Annotated in this window: 1 pseudogene; it reads right to left on the bottom strand. The window is 41.1% G+C overall.

The annotated features are described in order from the left end of the window. Positions 1-348: pseudogene (locus tag B3P17_RS07155) on the bottom strand (cell division protein FtsZ); the annotation flags it as partial.

Genomic DNA, 348 nt, shown 5'->3' with positions numbered 1-348 from the left:
TTCAATAATGGAGAGTGAAGTGCGTTTACAATTGCATCTTCCACACGATTTTCTCCTTCGCCTCGTCCGCTACTCATAATGGCTACTCCACCATCTTTCAGAATGGTTTTCACATCGGCAAAGTCCAGATTTATATGTCCGTGTACTGTGATTATCTCCGCAATACCTTTAGCTGCTATTGTCAGCGTATCATCAGCTTTTGCAAAAGCATTGGGGATAGTCAGGTCGGCATAGATATCAATCAGTCTCTCATTGTTTATTACAAGCAGTGCATCAACGTTGCGTGCTATATTTTCTACACCTTTCAGTGCTTGTATAATCTTTTTACGGCCTTCGAATACAAATGGT

Source organism: Dysgonomonas sp. UBA7630 (assembly GCF_002483985.1).
GTDB lineage: Bacteria > Bacteroidota > Bacteroidia > Bacteroidales > Dysgonomonadaceae > Dysgonomonas.
Note: the sequence above shows the minus strand (reverse complement) of the source record. Positions and strands in the feature narration are given on the sequence as shown.